A 16,325-nucleotide genomic window follows, 5' to 3' on the forward strand; every position below is an offset into this window, starting at 1 on the left:
GAGTGAGGGGATCAGCTTACCCGCAGTTGCCGGCGCCGTCATCCTGCCAGGGTTCACTGCGATTGCGCCCGTTGGCCTTGGCCTGGTAGAGCGCCACGTCGGCCCGCCTGATGCCCTCCTGCAGCGGCGTCTCGGCGCTGCCGTGGTGATAGCCGAGGCTGATGGTGACAGCCAGCGCTGGCGCCAGCGCCTGCCAGGGGTGACTGGCGATGTGCTGGCGCAACCGTTCGGCCAGCTGGTCGAGTGGTTCGCCCCCTTTGGCAGCCAGCAGCAGAAACTCCTCGCCGCCCCAGCGGATCAAGGCATCTTCCCGCCGCAGGTGCTGCTGGCACAGGCGCACCAGCTGGATCAGTACCTGGTCGCCCACCTCGTGGCCAAAGCGGTCGTTGACCTGCTTGAAGTGATCGCAGTCGAACATGATCACCCCGACGCTGCCCCCGCGCTGTTGATGGCGGCGCTCGAACTCGTCGAAGTAGTGGCGGTTGAAGGCGCCGGTCAGGGCATCGTGACTGGAGAGGTAATCTAGCTGCCGGTTCAGACGGCGAGACTTGAGGTTGGCGAGCACGGCCCAGGCCATGAAGAAGAGGGCGATCAGGGTTGGTGCGGACTGACTGAGCAGGGCCCACAGCAGGGAAGGCAAAGGGACGCGGTGGAGCAGGGTGAGCTCGGTGTCAGGAATGGCGTGCTGGAACTGAAACGCCCCCTGGTGCCAGCGATAGCCAGCCTGCGTCGCCATCGGCTTTGGGCGCAGACCTGCCTCCTTCACGCTGCTGGCCAGGATCTGTTGATGCTGGTTGACCAGAAACAGGGTGCCTATACCGGGAGTAGACTCTCGCAGCAGCTGCTCGAGCCGGGAGAGCAGCACGTCGATGCTGATGACACCCACCAGCACCTGATCCTTCACGATGGGCTGTGACAGGGTGATCATCTGCCCCGCCCCGGCAAAGTCCTCGTAGGGGCGCGAGACGGTGGCGCGCAGGCTCTTCTCTTTCTGCTTCAGGGCATCCTGCCAGTAGGACTTGAGATAGATGCTGCGCTGAAAATGGAACTGGCTGGAGGGAACCCAGGGGTAGAGGTAGAGGAAGTCATCGACCCCGGTGAAGTAGATCCAGCCGACCTTGTCCCCCAGCAGCTTGCTGGCGGTGGAGAGCAGGGGGGAGAGGCTCAGCGCCAGGTGCAGTCTGGCGGCCCGCTCGCTGCCGGGGGCTGGCAGTGATCCCAGCCCGGTCAGGTTGCCGCTCAGTCCCTTGGGCAGGTCGGCTGGCACCCGATCCAGCGCAAAACCCTGGTCGCCATTCTCCCGCAGGGCGCCGTAGAGCTGGAGAGTGAGGGCGGATTGCGGGTTGCTGCGCAGCCGCTCTTCTGCCTGACCGCGCATGGCCTCGAGAAAGGTTTCCATCTGTTGAAACTGGGATTTCAGGCGGGAGGCGGTGCTGAGGGTGTCGCTCTGATAATGGTCGGTGACCTGGGTCAGGGTCAGCTTGAGAGTGATGGCAAGCAGCAGGGCGACGAAGGCGCAGAGCAGCCATTGCAGACGATAGGTAACAAAATGAGAGCTGGGTTCAGGCATAGGTGTTAGGCGGGATCCGGACAGGTTCGGAGCATCAGTTTAGGGCACAATCGTGAAGCCCGTCTTCTGCTACTGCTATTTCAATCAAATATCGCCGTTTCTGTTACGTTTTGTCACATTTATACATAGTCACGGCATAGTCAGGGGGTAACATGGTGACCATCATTGATGAAGTGCCCTCTTTTCTCTTAATTTCATGGATTGCTTGATGAAAATGCGTACTTGGCTGGTGCTTGCCTGCCTCTCTCTGCTGATTTCCGCCGGCTGGTATTACCGCCACTTTGCCCCTGCCGGCAAACCCCAGCCACGTCAGGTCAACATCAGGGCGCAGACGGTCAGCCAGAGCCTGGCCGAACCCTCCATCAAGCTGGTGAGCAAGCTGGCCGCCAACCGCTCCGTGGTGATCAGCCCCGAGGTGACCGGCCGCATCGTCAAGATAGCGGTGCGCTCCGGCCAGCAGGTCAAGCAGGGGGACGTGCTGATCGCCCTCGACGCCGGCAAGCAGCAGGCCGAGCTGGCCGAGCAGAGCGCCAGCGTGCGCGACGAGACCCGCAAGCTGCGGGACATGCGCCGGCTGGTGGCGCGCGGCGCCATCACCACCTCCGAGCTGGAGGGGCAGGAGGCCACGGTCGCCCAGGCTCAGGCCCGCGCCGATGCCGCCAAGTACGAGCTTTCCCTGCGCACCCTGCTGGCGCCGTTCGACGGCTCGGTCAGCCTCATCGATCTGAGCGAAGGGGCCCTGGTCAACAGCGGCGATACCCTGCTCCACCTGGACGAACTGGCCAAGCTGCGGCTCGATCTGGCGGTGCCCGAGCGCTACCTCTCCCTGCTGCGCCCCGGCATGGCGGTGACGGCGACCAGTTCGGCCTGGCCTGACCAATCTTTTCGCGGCGTGCTGGAGACGCTGGACAGCCGCGTCTCCAACGATACCCAGAACATCAAGGCGCGGGTGATCATCCCCAATCCCGACGGCCAGCTGCGCCCCGGCATGCTGCTCAACGTCGAACTCTCCCTACCGCCACAGAAGATGACCCTGATCCCGGCCCAGTCGGTGGAGTATGCCGGCGAGCAGCGCTTCGTCTATCGTCTCGAACCCAATGGCAAGGTCAAGCGGGTGCCCGTGGTGCTGGGGGATACCCATGGCGAAGAGGTGTGGGTGACCGAAGGGCTCAAGGTGGGCGATCGCATCGTGGTCGAGGGACTGGTCAACCTGCGTGACGGCGTCAGCGTGCACGATCTGGCGGAGGTCAAAGGCTGATGTGGCTCTCCGATATTTCCGTGCGCCGCCCGCTGGTGGCGGTGGTGCTGAGCGCGCTGCTCACCGTGTTCGGTCTGGTGGCGTTTTCCAAGCTGACGGTGCGGGAGATGCCGGACGTGCAGACCCCGTCCGTCTCCATCACCACCATGTACGAGGGGGCCGCCCCCGCCGTCATGGAGAGCCAGGTCACCAAGCCCATCGAGGATCAGCTCTCCGGCATCAGCGGCATCAAGAACATCAACTCGGTGACCCGCAAGGGACGCTCTGTCATCACGGTGGAGTTCAAGCTCGGCTGGAACATGGTGGAGGGGATCTCCGATGTGCGCGACGCCATCTCTCGCGCTCGCCCCAAGCTGCCGGACGAGGTGGATGAACCCCTGGTCACCAAGGACAACGGCAACGGCGACGTAGCGGTCTGGCTCAACTTCAGCAGCACCCAGATGGACCGCACCGCCATGACCGACTACGCCAACCGGGTGCTGGTGGATCCCCTGAGCCTGGTGGACGGGGTGAGCGAGGTGTCCCTCTCCGGCGATCTGACCCAGGTGATGTACGTGCGGCTGCGCCCGGCCGACATGGCGGCGCGTGGCGTCACGGTGGCGGACGTGCAGGACGCCCTCAAGCGCGAGAACATTGAGCTGCCGGGCGGCGAGATCCGCAACAACAGCATGACCATGGCGGTGCAGATTGCCCGGCTCTATCACACCGCCGCCGATTTCCAGGCGCTGCAGGTGCGCACCGCCGCCAACGGCCAGAGCATCTATCTGGCCGACATAGCCGATGTGGAGGTGGGGGCCAAGAACGAAGACAGCGCCTACCAGCGCAACGGCCGTGAGAGCCTAGGGATTGGCATCGTCGCCCAGTCCACCGCCAACCCGCTGGCGGTGGCGCAGGGGGTCGAGAAGAAGATGGCCGAGATGCAGCGCTTCCTGCCGGAGGGGGCGACCCTGGAGGTCGACTACGACTCCACCATCTTCATCAAGCAGGCCATCGACGAGGTGTACGAAACGCTGGCCATCTGCGCCGTGCTGGTGGTGGCCGTGCTCTACCTGTTCCTGGGACAGGGGCGCACCACCCTCATTCCGGCCATCACGGTGCCGGTCTCCCTCATCTCCGCCTTTATCGGCGCCTGGTATCTGGGCTTTTCCATCAACCTCATCACCCTGTTGGCGCTCATTCTTGCCATCGGTCTGGTGGTGGATGACGCCATCGTGGTGGTGGAGAACATTCACCACCATCTGCAGCGGGGCGAACCGCCCCTGCTGGCCGCCTGGCATGGCACCCGCGAGGTAGGCTTTGCGGTGATCGCCACCACCGCCGTGCTGGTGATGGTGTTCGTGCCCATCGCCTTCATGGATGGCATGGTGGGGCGGCTCTTTACCGAGTTCGCCATCCTGCTATCCCTGGCGGTGCTCTTTTCGTCGCTGATCGCGCTCACCCTGACCCCGGCCATGGGCTCCTGGCTGATGCGCTCGGTGGATAGACCCAACAGGCTGACGGCGGCGCTCGATCGCGGCCTCGGCTGGGTGGAGAAGCACTATCGAACTCTGCTTGGCGCCGTGCTGCGCCACTCGCGCTGGACTCCGCTGGTGCTGGTGCTCTGCCTGGGCGGCATCGGCGCCCTGTTTGCCCAACTGCCCACCAGCCTGACCCCGACCGAGGATCGGGGCGTGCTCTACGTCTTCGTCAAGGGGGCCGAGGGCACCAGCATAGAGCGGATGAAGCGCAACATGCAGCAGGTGGAGGCGGCCATCATGCCGCTGCTCGGCAAGGGGGTGGTGCAGGCCATGAGCTTCAGCACCCCGGCCTTCGGCCGCGGCGGCGATCAGACCGGCATGGCCATCATCCAGCTCACCGACTGGGCCGAGCGGGATGAGACCGCCACCGAGTTTGCCAAGTCCCTGAGCGGGCGGCTGGCCGGCATTCCGGACGTGATGATCCGTACCTTCCAGCCGGGCTTTCGCGGTGGCTCCACCGCGGCGGTGCAGTTCGTGCTGCAGGGCTCCGATTACGCCGAGCTCTATCAGCAGGGGTTGGCCCTGAAAGAGGCGGCAGCCCAGAGCGGTCTGATGGAGACGCCGGATCTCGACTATGCCGAGAAGACCCCGGAGCTGCAGGTGACCATAGAGCGGGATCGGGCCAACCAGCTCGGCATCCCGGTCTCCACCGTCGCGAGCTCCCTGCAGGCCCTGCTCGGCGGCATCAGCCAGACCACCTATGTGGACAGGGGGGAGGAGTACGACGTCTATCTGCGCGCCAACCAGCGCGACTTCAACGGCGTCTCCGACTTGAGCCGCATCTACCTCAAGGCGGCCAACGGCGAGATGGTGACCCTCTCGACCCTGGCCACCGTCAAGCAGGTGGCGAGCCCGCAGCGCCTCAACCACTACCAGCGCCAGAAGGCGGTGACCCTGACTGCGGATCTGGCGCCGGGCCACACCCTGGGTGAGGCGCTGGATTACCTCGACGGCTGGGCCAATGCCAACCTGCCAAACGGAATGACGGTGGATTATGCCGGCGAATCCAAGGACTATCGCGATAACCAGGGTGAGATGGTGATGGTGTTCGCTCTGGCCCTGCTGGTGGTCTATCTGGTGCTGGTGGCCCAGTTCGAGAGCATGCTGACCCCGGCGGTGGTGATGGTGACGGTGCCGCTCGGCATCTTCGGCGGCTTGCTCGGCCTCTGGCTGACGGGGCAGGAGATGAGCATCTACAGCCAGATCGGCATGATCATGCTGATCGGCATGGTGACCAAGAACGGCATCCTGATCGTCGAGTTCATCAACCAGCTGCGCCAGCGTGGCGAAGGGTTTGACGAGGCGATCGTCGCAGGCTCGGTGCGCCGCTTGCGCCCCATTCTGATGACCTCGCTCACCGCCATCATAGGGGCCGTGCCGCTGATGCTCTCCATGGGGGCAGGGTATGAAAGCCGGATGTCGGTGGGCACAGTGGTCTTCTTCGGTCTCTCTCTGGCGACCCTGGTGACCCTGCTGCTGGTGCCCGCCATCTACCATCTGCTGGCCAGACGGGCCGGCATGACTGGCGCGCGGGATCAACAGGTGGACGAGGCACTGGCCGCCAGCGAGGGCGCCTCGCAGCAGGACAAACCGGCCGCCTGATGCGGCCCCCCATATAGGGGCAGAGGCTGGCAAGCAAATGGCTGCGGGTTAATATGTAGCCAGTTTGATACTCGAGGTGAGTCATGTTGCCATCAGCCATTTATGAGCCGCTGCCCTTTGCCTACATGGGCAGCGGTTTGCTTTTGTTGGGGATTGCCGATCAGCCGGGGCTGTTGCTGGCCGGGTTGGCACTCTATCTGGCTGGTTCGCTGGCCTGGTTTCGGCGCGGCGCCTATCGCCGCCCAGACAAGCATCGGCTGATGCGAAAGCAGGGCTGGCCGCTGTGGCTCTACGAGAGCCGACCGTTTGCGCTGATCCTGCTGGGCCTGCTGATGTTGCGCCTGGCCACCCACCCGGTGTTCCTGGCGCCCGCCCTGGTCTGGTGCCTGCTGGGGGGTTATCAGCTGCTGCAGCGTCACTACAACCGTATCGTGCTGGCCCGCGCCCTGGCCTGAGCCGACCATTGACCCGCACTTTTCAGGCGAGCCCCGCTGGCTCGCCTTTTCCGCATCTATCGTAGGGGCAAAAAGCCGTCGCCCCCGCCTTGCTCTGCCGGTATAATGCGCGACCCGAATTGTTCCAGGTGGTCAAAATGCAGCCGGTTACCAACCTCTTCTCCTATCCCCGTTACTGGGCCGAGTGCTACGGCACGGCGCCCTTCCTGCCCATGTCCCGCGTGGAGATGGACAAGCTCGGCTGGGACAGCTGCGACATCGTGCTGGTGACAGGCGACGCCTACGTGGATCACCCGAGCTTCGGCATGGCGGTCATTGGCCGCATGCTCGAATCCCAGGGTTTTCGGGTCGGCATCATCGCCCAGCCGGACTGGTCATCGAAAGATGACTTCATGCGCCTGGGCAAGCCGAACCTCTTCTACGGGGTGACCGCGGGCAACATGGACTCCATGATCAACCGCTACACCGCCGACAAGAAACTGCGCCACGACGATGCCTATACCCCCGGTGATGTGGGCGGCAAGCGGCCGGACCGCGCCACCCTGGTCTACACCCAGCGCTGCAAAGAGGCCTATAAAGAGGTGCCGGTGGTCATCGGCGGCATCGAGGCGTCGCTGCGCCGTATCGCCCACTACGACTACTGGTCCGAGACCATCCGCCGCTCGATCCTCATCGACGCCAAGGCCGACATCCTCATCTACGGCAACGCCGAGCGGCCGCTGATCGAGGTGGCGCACCGCATCGCAGGCGGCGAGACCATCGACACCATGCAGGACATTCGCGGCACCGCCGTCATCCGCAAGGAGCCGCTGCCGGGCTGGCGCGGGGTGGATTCGAGCAAGCTCGACCAGATTGGCCGCATCGATCCCATCCCCAACCCCTATATGGAAGGGGCACCCTGCAGCGACGACGAGGGCACCGCGCCGGTGGAGCAGGAGGCCAAGCCCATCCTGGTGCAGCCCCCTAAGCAAAAACCCTGGGAGCTGACCTACGTCAAGCTGCCGGCGTTCGAGCGGGTGAAGGAGGACAAGGTGCTCTACGCCCATGCGTCGCGCATCCTGCACCACGAGACCAACCCGGGCTGCGCCCGCGCGCTCTCCCAGGCTCACGGCGATCGCATCATCTGGGTCAACCCGCCCGCCTTCCCGCTCGAAACCGACGAGATGGACGGGGTGTTCGGCCTGCCTTACCAGCGGGTGCCGCACCCGGCCTATGGCAACGAGAAGATCCCGGCCTACGACATGATCAAGACCTCGGTCAACATCATGCGCGGCTGCTTCGGCGGCTGCTCCTTCTGCTCCATCACCGAGCACGAGGGGCGCATCATCCAGAGCCGCTCGGAAGAGTCGATCTTGAAAGAAATCGAAGAGATCCGCGACAAGGTGCCGGGCTTTACCGGCGTCATCTCGGATCTGGGCGGCCCCACCGCCAACATGTACAAGCTCCGCTGCAAGAGCCCCAAGGCAGAGCAGACCTGTCGGCGCGCCTCCTGCGTCTGGCCGACCATCTGCCCGCACATGGACACGGACCACAGCCCGACCATCAACCTCTATCGCAAGGCGCGCGACCTCAAGGGCATCAAGAAGATCCTGATCGCCTCCGGGGTGCGTTACGACATCGCGGTGGAAGATCCGCGCTACATCAAGGAGCTGGCCAAGTACCACGTGGGCGGCTACCTCAAGATCGCGCCGGAACACACCGAGGAGGGCCCGCTCTCCAAGATGATGAAGCCGGGCATGGGCAGTTACTACAGCTTCAAGGAGCTGTTCGACAAGTATTCCAAAGAGGCGGGCAAGCAGCAGTACCTGATCCCCTACTTCATCTCCGCCCACCCGGGCACCACGGATGAAGACATGGTGAACATGGCGCTCTGGATCAAGTCCAACCGCTTCAAGCTCGATCAGGTGCAGAACTTCTACCCGTCGCCGCTCGCCAACGCCACCACCATGTATTACACCGAGAAAAACCCGCTCAACAAGGTGAGCCGCCAGGGCGGGGACGTGTTCGTGGTGAAAGGGGAGCGTCGCCGTCGCCTGCACAAGGCGCTGCTGCGCTACCACGATCCGGCCGGCTGGCCGATGATCCGCGAAGCCCTGCTGGAGATGGGCAAGGGCCACCTGATCGGCAACGGCCCCGACTGCCTGGTGCCGCCGGAAGGGCGTGGCGAAGCCAAGGCCGAACGCAGCCGCAGCAAGGGCTTGAAACCCGCGTTGACCCGCCACAGTGCCATCACCCACCAGCGCAGCAACGGGGCTGGCAACAAGGCCGCTCGCAGCGAGGCCGGTGCAGGCAATGCCCCGGCGGCCAGCCGAAATGGCGGCAAGACGGGCAATGGCAAACCGGTGGGGTCTCAGCTCCAGAAAGGCTCGGGCAACGGCAAGTCTGCCGCGCAGGGTGCTGGGCAGGGCACAAGTCAGGGTAAACCGGCAGGGCAGGGGAAACCCGTTCACAAAGGCAAGGCGCCGACCCGAGCAGGCTCCGCCAAGCCGGGTGCCAAACCCGCCGCTCAGGGCAGTAAGCCCGCGGCAAAAGGGAATGGCGCCAAGCGACCGGCTCGGTGATATTTGCTGATTAGCAGAGCGATTGAAATAAAAAGGCGACCGGATGGTCGCCTTTTTAAGAGAGTAATAATGGATACGCATATATTCAATATGCCAGTAATGTTATTGCTATGTTAGTAGGAGTAATAAAAATAGAGGTAAGGGGGGATTTTATATTCCTTCCCATCGTAGATTAGTGTGTCGACTCGTCGGTCTGTTTCAAATTCCTCATTAATACACTCCACGCTTCTTCCATTAAATTTATCGGTCGACTTGGTGTTAGTGGATATACTGGTCAGAAGAATATCCTTGTAACCAGAGGATGAGTCATTTTTTCGGACATGAAGCAATGATTTTCTGACGGCATATTCAGGACTGCATATCTGATTACTTTTTCCAAGCCGATAGTGGGAGTCAACAATCAATCCTTTTATAACCAAGGCAAGTGACCCATTATCTTTCGGCTGGAACAGGTTCAAGGTAGTAACAAGATGACTCTTTGTATCCCAGTTAATTCTTAAGCCGAACGCAAGATGTGAAGAGTTCAACTGATATGGTGCGGTATCAATAAACATGTCTCCATCGGAATAATCCTCATGTTCGAGGAGGTCGTGACGCACTGTTCTATATTTTATTCCCATATCATTGCTATCAATCACTACAATATCCAGGCTGGAGTACATCATTTGACCATGAGCGCGCAATGGAATAGCAATGATTACCATATTGTCATGCGCGGGCCATGTCTTGCACGTATAATTCTGAGTTGATCCCTGATACGTCTTTCCATCATGTACTATCTCGACATGGTCATTGAATTCTGCCGCTGCCAAAAGTGACCTCATGTATTGGTAACATGGGTCGGCAGATGCGTTGGCACTAGCAAAAATAAAGAATGAAAATAGCAACCTAAATGTCATGTCTCTTACCATTTAACCTATCTAAAAATAAAGTGGATATATAACTTACACCATAATGTTTACTTTTATTATCCCTGCTATATCCAATATTTATATATTAAATGCTATGAAATAATTAACCAAGGATAAATGGGCACTCAGCTTTTTGTTGCTGCGTTATCACGACCCAGCCAGCTGGCCGGTGATCCGCGAAGCCCTGCTGGAGATGGGTGAGGGCTACCTGATTGGCAACGGTCCCGACCCGCGCAGGCTGCTCTGCCAAGCCGGGTGCCAAACCCGCCACTCAGGGCGGCAAGTCTGCGGCGAAAGGGAATGGAGCCAAGCGACCGGTGAGGTGAGTTTTCCTGATTGGAAAGTGATAGAAAAAAAGGCGACCAGATGGTCGCCTTTTTATTTAAGGTTGTATTATATAATCATTCTTTCCATAGTAACGACCAACCCCATACACTTCATTATTAAGGTCTTTATCAATTTTGGAGGTCGTCATAATGAGCTGGTAACCACTTAACCCCGCTAAACTGGAAACAATCAATTTTTGTAAATTATGACTACGACCCTCATTAATATCGCCACATTCAAAATCCATAATAGAAAACCTTGGGTATCTACAACTGCTATCATGAATAGAAAATAAAAGTAATGCTAGATGTAATGCTGATTTTTTGACAACGTTAGAACTGTCAGAATAATTAACGCGTTCATTTAGTAGCCAGCGATCTTTTGCAAAATCTATTTCTGATGAGAGTTGAGTTGCAGTTTTGAACTTATCTTCATTACCTGAGTCGCCCTCTAATATTTTAGTAGATAGCTGAGATAGTCTAGAGTAAACAAGTTGTTTTCGTGTAATGTTACTTGCTTCAAGCTCATCTATTCTGGTCCGACAGTGTTCAATCTGCTTTGTGATATGTTCTCTTTTTTTCTTCAAGTCATCAACTTTCTTTGCAGACTCTATTTTTTCTTTTAGTAGATTGATTTCAATTAACTTTTCAGTTCTTTCTTCAATTAGTGATGTAATTAATAATTCTCGTTTGTTTGATACAAGACTTATTTCAAATAAACGATTGTGAAGTGCTTGCAAGATTTTATTTTTTGATAATAAATCAGATTCTAAACACTCAACATTGTCAGATAATGTAACTATGATCTTATCATTTTGCCGTTGTTGATATTGCAATTCGTTTAGTGTTTCAATATATTTCTCTTCAAGAGAATATAGCTTTTCATTCGACTTGCATAATGCACAGCCAGTTTCATTTTCTGCAGATGTTTGGATTGGAGCTAAGCAACAAGGGCAATATGCAAAAGATACTTCACCCAAGCTTATATATGTATCCTTGGATTCATGTAGTGCTTTTATTCTGTAGGTTAAATTTTTACCAAACAAAATACAATCTTGAATTTCAATTTTTAAAGATTGTAGGTCTATATTGGTGGAGTTTATTTCATATGTGAGGCTTTGTGTTTTTACTAAAATTTCATTTCGCTCTGTAGCGAGTTCATATTCATGATGATTCTCTAACAATTCTGTGGAATCCAATAGAGAGTCTTTCTTGTTATCAATAATTGTTAGTTCTTCATGCTTAATGGTTAATGATTCTTGAATGCTATCTACAGTTAAGCTGGCGTCCTCGCCAAGGAGGGAAAAATATGCTCTTAATTCTGCACTGCTATTATCAAAATCTCTCTCATGTTTTAATAGAGCTTGACGATATGAGTGTGTTTTTAGATCGTCAAGTCCAAGCAAAAATTCAGCTATTGCAATTCTTGTATTCTCATTGTCAGCTCGACTTTGCTCTTTCCTAAATATTCTATTTGAGTCTGATGATTGACTAAGATAGATTAGACGCATAATCTGATGCATTGTTAAGTTCTGATAATTATCAGATTTGAATTGCCCCCAATTAAATAACTCGAACATCATTTCTGAAAAACTTGATTTGTCGTCATTTCGTCTCGGGCCGTAATCTAACCACTCATCAGCATTTTTCATTGCATCATCATACAGCCCCTCATAGATTTTAATATGTGGAACTAGACCTGGCTCTATTGGTCTACTTATAGTAAATATTCGATTGTTAATAGTTATTTCAGCATTAACGGATGTACAAGTATCTGCTGGATACTTCCAATCATCCTTTTTTAATTCTCCACCTAAAACATAAAAAATCATATCAAGTATTGTAGATTTCCCTACAGAATGTTCTCCTCGGATAATATTTATTCCATCATGGAACTGTTCGTTATAAAGCCGTTTACCATCTTTTATGATAACTAGACGGTTCATTTTAAGATAGGCAGGGTTTTTAATCATAACGATATTCCATTAGATTTGTTCTGGCTTTTAGCCCTCGATTCCCTTTTATTTTCAACTTAGGGATTTCACTTGTAATTGTTATAAACTCAAAACTTTTTCTAAAAGCATCGCTTTCTAGAGTATCAATTAACTTAGATGGTAGCTTTTCCTCATGCAAGATCAAAAGGTCATCAGATAATGATAGAATTCCTTTTGAAAATAAATGAGCAAGAGTGTTTTTTCTTAAAAGTTTAAGTTCAAAGAAAATACGTCGAGGATTTTCAATTTGTTCATAATGAACGGTTGTATCACTTAATTTTTTTGCTAGCTTAGAGTTAGCACGTGGCCAGCCATTGATTTTATTCAGTTGTTCAGGAAACAAGTAATAGAAGTCCATGAAATTAATCTGGGATTCGTTTACTTTTATTTTACTCTTGTAAAGTAAGCTAATAATACGGTATGAACAATGGTTGGCATCTTTAAATGGGTGATAAATAATCATTGGCTAATCCAGCGTAAGTGACATTTACCAGTAAGGAAAAAGATCATCCCTCTTACTAAATCTATAGATATAGCAGCGCTAACCACAGACACTTCTTCATAAAGTGGCTCTACTATTTTCTCATATATGACTCTGTCAATTACCGCTGAGTGAGCTGGTATTTTAAATAACGGCTTAATATGATGTGAAAATGAAGAATTTATCTTGCTGAGACAATGGCAGTATATGATCTCTTCGGATATTGAAAATTGATGTTTTGTTACCCGTCTTGCAAATTTGTTTTCTAGGTATAAGGCGTCATCAAGAAGATCTAGTCTGTTTCCTTCCCTTAGCTTTTCTTCTAATCCTACAATTTTTCTGCCGGGCCTGTTGGTTAAATACTCTTCTAGTTCTTCAAGCATATAGCGATATTCTTGATCTGTTTCACATAACAGCTTGGAGCGCTCAAGTAGGTTTGCTAAAGCATTGCTTTTGGATCTTGTTTCATTAAAGCTAACATGTGTTCCAATGTTTAAGTCTCTACCTGCAGAATTACCCGTTATTTCCGTGTCATGAATGTGAACAGCGTCACTACTTCCCATTTTTAAACCCTTGCCCAATATTTAAGTCACCATTGGCTTCATTGTTAGATATAGTATTCCCACTCATATCACCTTCAGTCGTTATTGTAATGTTTTTTGCTTTGTTGCCTGTGACTCGGTTGTTATTAAATCCTTGCTGATTATCTTTACTTGTTTTTCTATCTTTATTTACTGTGTATATAACAGTTATGATAACTGCATTCACTGAGGCAAGGAAAATAAGAAGAGATATAATCGGGTTGTTAGATATAAATTCAATTTTTTCAAAAAGAGGTTTTGTTAATAGCAAAATGAAAACTGAAACTATGCTAAGTGAGGCATTGTACTTCAGAGCATTTTTGAAAAAGTCTATGTTCATAAATCACACTCCATAGTTTATTTAAGATGTTTTTAATTTAGTAAATTAGATGCTTTGAACTAATGTGAACTGAATAAATAATGCCATGTTTTATATTTGGTGAGCATTAGCTATCTACAGTGCTCTATATCAGCCAATAAAAAACACGCTACCGCCCGTGGATTACAGCTTCCAATATGCTCCATTGACACACGCTGGCAGCAACCCATCGCAGCTCAACAGGTTCTGGATGGCTATGGTAAGCCAAACGAAGCTGCCTGTGTGAGCCTTAAAATGATGTAACCATCAGAATCTCATCGTTTTTTGAACTGGATCAGCAAATGGATTTGAAAGGGGCATATGTGACTATTTTCATTCCCTCAAAAGATGGTTGTCCTCATCAGGGGAGGCTTTGTTATCTTGCCGGGTAGATCGGCAGGGGCGATAGGGCCCCTTTACCTCACTCCAACAGGAGCAATCAGATGGCAATAAAAACGCGATCCCGCAGGGAGAAGGTGGGCAGCGGCCTTGGGCTGCTGCTCGGGATCATCGGCTTCAATCTGCTGGTGCCTTTTTTGTTTGAAAAGCAGGCGGGTTTTGATGGCAGCCAGATGCTCTGGGCCGCCGTGACGGCGCTGGTCTGCTCCGAGCTGGGGGCCAGAGTGGGCAAGTGGCTGGATTGCCGGGAGCAATCTTGACGGGATCTCCCCGAGTCATCCAGCAAACGGCTGTCACATTGCCATGGGGCAGCAAAGCGTTCCGCTTTATCGCCCCTTATTGCCACACCTCCTGCCCCTTGGCATTGAGCAAGGTGTGAAACAGATAGTGATCGTCCCGATCGTAATAGACGGTAATGGTGTGGCGCTGGCTGTAATCCGCCGCCACGCCGGCCACCGTCATGGGTATCAGGATCAGCTCCCCCAGCCCCATTGTCACGGCGCTCGCCGTGGCCTGGCCATTGCCGTCACCGCGCTTGTGGATCTTGCCGAGCACGGTAAAGCGATCGCAGCCCTGCACCTTATCCTCGGTCAGAAAGGTGGCCTGCTGGCAGAGCTGGGGCTCGCCCAGTTCGGCGCGAATGGTCGTGCGGGTCTCCCCCGACACCAGGGTATTGCGAAAGCGTCCCGAGTAGTGATCGAGGGCGGCGGCGCAGCCGCTTAGCAGCCAGATCAGCAGCAGCGGCGTGAGCCGTAAACAGGTGCGCTTCATGGGCGGGCCTTGTCATCTGCCAGGGCAGCATCGCCCCGCCGCTCAGGTTCGCTGCGATGCAAGAAGGTGGTCAGGGTATCGCGCGGCGGCGTGATGCCGCACTGCACCAGAATGCGCCCGATGGCCCCCCTGTGATAGCCGCCGTGGGTTACCAGGTGCAGCAGCATCTCGGCGCGGCTCATCTGCCCCTGGTCACCATCCGTGAACTGAAACCGGATCTGGGTATTGCACGCCTGCGGGCTCAGGGTCGCCACATACTCCACCAGCCAGTTATCCAGTGCCGTGACCGCGCCGTGCAGCGCCGCCAGGGTCGGCGTCTCGGGGGTATTGGTGGCGGTAAAACCGTGGGGCTTCCCCAGCAGGTTGGCCTTGAAGATGGTATCGACCACATGGATATGGTTGAAGATGCGCAGGGCCGTGTGGTGAGCCTCGCCATATTGCGTGGCATCCAGGGTGGCGAGGGCCGCCAGCAGTTCGTCATCGGCCCAGCGCTTGTAATGAAAAAGGGATTGCAGCGTCTCGTTGTTCATCGGTTCCTTGCCCTCATCTGCTCCTTGAAAGGTGGGCATGGTAGCCAAGAAGAGACCGATATGAAACCTGTTCTGCGGCGGTATCGACAGCAGGTCGGTTGCTGCCAGTACGCGGTCAGCCGGGCTCCATGAGCCTGCCAGCCTATGATCCGCTCTCTCTCTGGCTGGTGAAACATAAGCTGATCAATCAGTTACATATGGATGACCATAAGGCCGTCATCCCCGGACGTCCCTGAAGGACGGGGGAGCCAGAGACACTCGTCCGAAGCCAGTGCCGCCGCCAGGTTTGCAGGGCAGAGAGAGGTGGCAAAAGGGCGGCCAGATGCCCTGAAATATCTGGTTACACTCTTCCCGCCCTGTTGATTGAATAGTGATTGAATAACGAGGGGCTGGGTGTGAAGATGCGCGCCACTCGCGACACGAGCCTGCTCGGCGAGAGATATCAAAACAAGCGACAGCGGTGATGGCGGCGGCGAGCGTCGCGGTCAACACCGCGGCAAAACCGGGCCGGGATGGCCCGCCATCTGTGAGTTCAGACCCCATGAAAAAACTGTTTCTGTTGTTGCCCGCGCTGGCGCTGACGGCCTGTGCCGGCAGCATGACCTCTGTTGACAAGACCAGCCCGCAAGGGCGCAAAGTGGTGGTGGGCCAGTTCCCGCCCAAACCGGAGAACTTGTGCACCCTCAAGCACAACGAAGAGCTCCCGATGAACCTGCTGGAGCGCTATAGCAGCGCAGGACTGCTCAACTCCTATCTGAACAACAACCAGGAGAGCGTCAAGGTGGCCGACGAGAAGCAGGCCAACTATGTCCACGTCTATATTCCCGCCCGTAAAATGCTGTTCGGGGTGATCGACCTTAACTACAACGACAAGCCGCGGGTCACCTACTACGACTGCCAGTCCCTCAAAGGGCTGTCACGGGGCTGATCCTCGCAGGCCGATCCGGCGTGTAATGCAGGCAACAGATGCAGAAACAGGGGCGACCGGCGGGTCGCCCCTGTTGCTTTTGG

General features: G+C 55.2%; 14 protein-coding genes and 1 pseudogene. 7 read left to right on the forward strand and 8 right to left on the reverse strand.

The annotated features are described in order from the left end of the window. Positions 1 to 16: 16 nt before the first annotated feature. Entirely contained in the window at positions 17 to 1,570 is a 1,554-nt protein-coding gene (locus G5134_RS02935) for a sensor domain-containing diguanylate cyclase (RefSeq protein ID WP_065018208.1), read from the reverse strand. A gap of 208 nt (positions 1,571 to 1,778) precedes the next feature. Between G5134_RS02935 and G5134_RS02940 the strand changes: the two genes are divergently transcribed. The 4 genes from G5134_RS02940 (at position 1,779) to G5134_RS02955 (ending at position 8,963) form a co-directional block, all read left to right on the forward strand. Beyond that, entirely contained in the window at positions 1,779 to 2,828 is a 1,050-nt protein-coding gene (locus G5134_RS02940) for an efflux RND transporter periplasmic adaptor subunit (RefSeq protein WP_019839117.1), read from the forward strand. Further along, on the forward strand, positions 2,828 to 5,947 hold the full coding sequence (locus G5134_RS02945; RefSeq protein ID WP_065018209.1) for an efflux RND transporter permease subunit: 3,120 nt from the start codon (positions 2,828 to 2,830) through the stop codon (positions 5,945 to 5,947). Before G5134_RS02940 ends, G5134_RS02945 begins: the two co-directional genes overlap by 1 nt. 83 nt (positions 5,948 to 6,030) lie before the next feature. Beyond that, positions 6,031 to 6,402, forward strand: a complete 372-nt coding sequence (locus tag G5134_RS02950) for a hypothetical protein (protein ID WP_010634698.1) — start codon at positions 6,031 to 6,033, stop codon at positions 6,400 to 6,402. A 137-nt stretch (positions 6,403 to 6,539) separates the two neighbouring features. Beyond that, entirely contained in the window at positions 6,540 to 8,963 is a 2,424-nt protein-coding gene (locus G5134_RS02955) for a YgiQ family radical SAM protein (protein ID WP_421231855.1), read from the forward strand. A 113-nt stretch (positions 8,964 to 9,076) separates the two neighbouring features. Here the strand turns inward: G5134_RS02955 and G5134_RS02960 are convergent, their stop codons facing one another. Next, positions 9,077 to 9,862: a hypothetical protein gene (locus G5134_RS02960; RefSeq protein ID WP_408751236.1), complete on the reverse strand. Its 786-nt coding sequence runs from the start codon at positions 9,860 to 9,862 to the stop codon at positions 9,077 to 9,079. Between the two features lie 148 nt (positions 9,863 to 10,010). Here G5134_RS02960 and G5134_RS02965 point away from each other — a divergent pair. Beyond that, a pseudogene (locus G5134_RS02965) lies at positions 10,011 to 10,200 on the forward strand (DUF3362 domain-containing protein); the annotation flags it as partial. A 56-nt stretch (positions 10,201 to 10,256) separates the two neighbouring features. Here G5134_RS02965 and G5134_RS02970 read toward each other — a convergent pair. The 4 genes from G5134_RS02970 to G5134_RS02985 are packed head-to-tail and all read right to left on the reverse strand — an operon-like array spanning position 10,257 to position 13,596. Then, positions 10,257 to 12,173 carry a hypothetical protein gene (locus tag G5134_RS02970; RefSeq protein ID WP_421231856.1) on the reverse strand — a complete coding sequence of 639 codons (1,917 nt, stop codon included), beginning with the start codon at positions 12,171 to 12,173 and terminating at the stop codon, positions 10,257 to 10,259. Beyond that, positions 12,166 to 12,657 carry an ABC-three component system middle component 5 gene (locus G5134_RS02975; protein WP_421231857.1) on the reverse strand — a complete coding sequence of 164 codons (492 nt, stop codon included), beginning with the start codon at positions 12,655 to 12,657 and terminating at the stop codon, positions 12,166 to 12,168. Before G5134_RS02975 ends, G5134_RS02970 begins: the two co-directional genes overlap by 8 nt. After that, on the reverse strand, positions 12,654 to 13,238 hold the full coding sequence (locus tag G5134_RS02980) for an ABC-three component system protein (RefSeq protein WP_421231858.1): 585 nt from the start codon (positions 13,236 to 13,238) through the stop codon (positions 12,654 to 12,656). The genes G5134_RS02975 and G5134_RS02980 overlap by 4 nt, the downstream gene beginning before the upstream one ends. After that, positions 13,228 to 13,596, reverse strand: coding sequence for a hypothetical protein (locus tag G5134_RS02985; RefSeq protein ID WP_362850961.1), 369 nt, complete (start codon positions 13,594 to 13,596; stop codon positions 13,228 to 13,230). The genes G5134_RS02980 and G5134_RS02985 overlap by 11 nt, the downstream gene beginning before the upstream one ends. 461 nt (positions 13,597 to 14,057) lie before the next feature. Between G5134_RS02985 and G5134_RS02990 the strand changes: the two genes are divergently transcribed. Then, positions 14,058 to 14,273: a hypothetical protein gene (locus tag G5134_RS02990; protein ID WP_324005333.1), complete on the forward strand. Its 216-nt coding sequence runs from the start codon at positions 14,058 to 14,060 to the stop codon at positions 14,271 to 14,273. A gap of 76 nt (positions 14,274 to 14,349) precedes the next feature. On the opposite strand, the gene G5134_RS02995 is transcribed toward G5134_RS02990, so the two are convergent. Both G5134_RS02995 and G5134_RS03000 read right to left on the reverse strand, forming a co-directional pair. After that, entirely contained in the window at positions 14,350 to 14,784 is a 435-nt protein-coding gene (locus tag G5134_RS02995) for a hypothetical protein (RefSeq protein ID WP_421231859.1), read from the reverse strand. After that, positions 14,781 to 15,314 (reverse strand): DinB family protein, encoded by a 534-nt coding sequence (locus G5134_RS03000; protein ID WP_373341842.1) that lies wholly within the window; start codon positions 15,312 to 15,314, stop codon positions 14,781 to 14,783. Before G5134_RS03000 ends, G5134_RS02995 begins: the two co-directional genes overlap by 4 nt. A gap of 541 nt (positions 15,315 to 15,855) precedes the next feature. Between G5134_RS03000 and G5134_RS03005 the strand changes: the two genes are divergently transcribed. Then, entirely contained in the window at positions 15,856 to 16,242 is a 387-nt protein-coding gene (locus G5134_RS03005; RefSeq protein ID WP_005298645.1) for a hypothetical protein, read from the forward strand. Positions 16,243 to 16,325 lie beyond the last annotated feature (83 nt).

This window comes from Aeromonas sp. 600276, assembly GCF_049175815.1.
GTDB classification, from domain to species: domain Bacteria; phylum Pseudomonadota; class Gammaproteobacteria; order Enterobacterales; family Aeromonadaceae; genus Aeromonas; species Aeromonas dhakensis.

Coding starts and splice junctions, on each gene's coding strand:
- G5134_RS02980 (WP_421231858.1), bottom strand. CDS start 13,238: ATGGGAAGTAGTGACGCTGTTCACATTCATGACACGGAAATAACGGGT.
- G5134_RS02945 (WP_065018209.1), top strand. CDS start 2,828: ATGTGGCTCTCCGATATTTCCGTGCGCCGCCCGCTGGTGGCGGTGGTG.
- G5134_RS03005 (WP_005298645.1), top strand. CDS start 15,856: ATGAAAAAACTGTTTCTGTTGTTGCCCGCGCTGGCGCTGACGGCCTGT.
- G5134_RS03000 (WP_373341842.1), bottom strand. CDS start 15,314: ATGAACAACGAGACGCTGCAATCCCTTTTTCATTACAAGCGCTGGGCC.
- G5134_RS02950 (WP_010634698.1), top strand. CDS start 6,031: ATGTTGCCATCAGCCATTTATGAGCCGCTGCCCTTTGCCTACATGGGC.
- G5134_RS02960 (WP_408751236.1), bottom strand. CDS start 9,862: ATGACATTTAGGTTGCTATTTTCATTCTTTATTTTTGCTAGTGCCAAC.
- G5134_RS02995 (WP_421231859.1), bottom strand. CDS start 14,784: ATGAAGCGCACCTGTTTACGGCTCACGCCGCTGCTGCTGATCTGGCTG.
- G5134_RS02935 (WP_065018208.1), bottom strand. CDS start 1,570: ATGCCTGAACCCAGCTCTCATTTTGTTACCTATCGTCTGCAATGGCTG.
- G5134_RS02955 (WP_421231855.1), top strand. CDS start 6,540: ATGCAGCCGGTTACCAACCTCTTCTCCTATCCCCGTTACTGGGCCGAG.
- G5134_RS02985 (WP_362850961.1), bottom strand. CDS start 13,596: ATGAACATAGACTTTTTCAAAAATGCTCTGAAGTACAATGCCTCACTT.
- G5134_RS02975 (WP_421231857.1), bottom strand. CDS start 12,657: ATGATTATTTATCACCCATTTAAAGATGCCAACCATTGTTCATACCGT.
- G5134_RS02990 (WP_324005333.1), top strand. CDS start 14,058: ATGGCAATAAAAACGCGATCCCGCAGGGAGAAGGTGGGCAGCGGCCTT.
- G5134_RS02970 (WP_421231856.1), bottom strand. CDS start 12,173: ATGATTAAAAACCCTGCCTATCTTAAAATGAACCGTCTAGTTATCATA.
- G5134_RS02940 (WP_019839117.1), top strand. CDS start 1,779: ATGAAAATGCGTACTTGGCTGGTGCTTGCCTGCCTCTCTCTGCTGATT.